The sequence below is a fragment of the Inquilinus limosus MP06 genome (assembly GCF_000767795.1).
Classification (GTDB): domain Bacteria; phylum Pseudomonadota; class Alphaproteobacteria; order DSM-16000; family Inquilinaceae; genus Inquilinus; species Inquilinus limosus_E.
This window is the reverse complement of record NZ_JANX01000981.1, coordinates 1-1,311: the sequence shown is the minus strand read 5'-3', so window position 1 is coordinate 1,311 and position 1,311 is coordinate 1. Positions and strand designations below refer to the sequence as shown.

At 73.0% G+C, this 1,311-nt stretch carries 1 protein-coding gene; it reads left to right on the top strand.

The annotated features are described in order from the left end of the window. Positions 1 to 1,311 (top strand): DUF6600 domain-containing protein (locus P409_RS39745; RefSeq protein ID WP_238578849.1); only part of this gene is annotated, 1,311 nt, incomplete at both ends.

Here is a 1,311-nt window from a genome sequence, read left to right as displayed (position 1 = left end):
CCCTGCTCTGCGGCGTCGTTCCGGTCCGGGCGGCCCTGGCGGACGATCCGCCGGCCCGGGTCGGGCGGCTGGCCGATCTTTCGGGCGCGGTGTCGCTGCGCCCCGACCCGGCCCAGCCCTGGGCCGTGGCCGCCCGCAACCAGCCGGTGACCTCCGGCATGTCGCTGTGGACCGAGCCTCAGGCCCGGGCGGCGGTCGAGATCGGCTCGACCGAGCTGCATCTCGGCGAGCAGAGCGAGCTGGACCTGCAGCAGCTGGACGACACCGCCTTCGGCGCCCAGCTGGGCCAGGGGTCCGTCAACATCGACATCGCCGACCTGCAGGCCGGCGAGACCTATTCGGTCGACACGCCGCGCGGCACGGTCACGCTGGAGCGGCCGGGCGAGTACCGCATCGACGCCGGCACCACCCAGGACCCGACCCAGGTGGTGGTGTTCTCCGGCGAGGCGCAGATCGCCGGCGGGCCGGACGGCCCGGTCGACATCCAGGGCGGCGAGACCGGAATCGTCACCGGTGCCAATCCCTTCGGCTATACCCTGGCGCAGTCGGCCGACCGCGATCCGCTGGACGACTGGGCCGACGGCCGGATTCGCGCCGCCTCCGCCGCGCCGCGCTACGTCTCGCGCGCCATGACCGGCTACCAGGACCTGGACGCCGCCGGCACCTGGCACCAGACGCCGACCTACGGCACGGTCTGGTACCCGACCGACGTGCCGTCCGGCTGGGTGCCCTATCGCTACGGGCACTGGGCGAATGACGACCGCTGGGGCTGGACCTGGATCGACGACCAGCCCTGGGGCTTCGCGCCGTTCCATTACGGCCGCTGGGCCTATGTCGACGACCGCTGGGGCTGGGTGCCCGGCCCGGTCGAGGTGCATCCGGTCTACGCCCCGGCCCTGGTCAGCTTCTTCGCCGGGGCCGCGGTCGGCGCCGCCATCACCGCGGCGGTCGACAGCCATCCGATCGGCTGGTACCCGCTGGGCCCGGGCGAGATCTACCGCCCGCCCTACCGGGTCAGCGACACCTATGTCCGGAACGTCAACGTCACCAACATCCGGAACATCGAGATCAACCGGATCACCAACATCCACAACGGCCCGACCACGATCATCGAGAACGGCGCCAACCGCCGCTTCGCCACGGTGGTGCCGGCGCAGGTCATGACCGGCCGCCAGCCGGTGGCGCATGCCGCCCTGCCGGTGGCCGCCGACCAGCTGGACCACGCCAGGCTGACCCCGGTCTCGACCCTGCCGCATCCGGAGGCGCCGGCCGCCGGATGCGGCAGGGTCGAGACCGGGGTCAGCCTGGCGT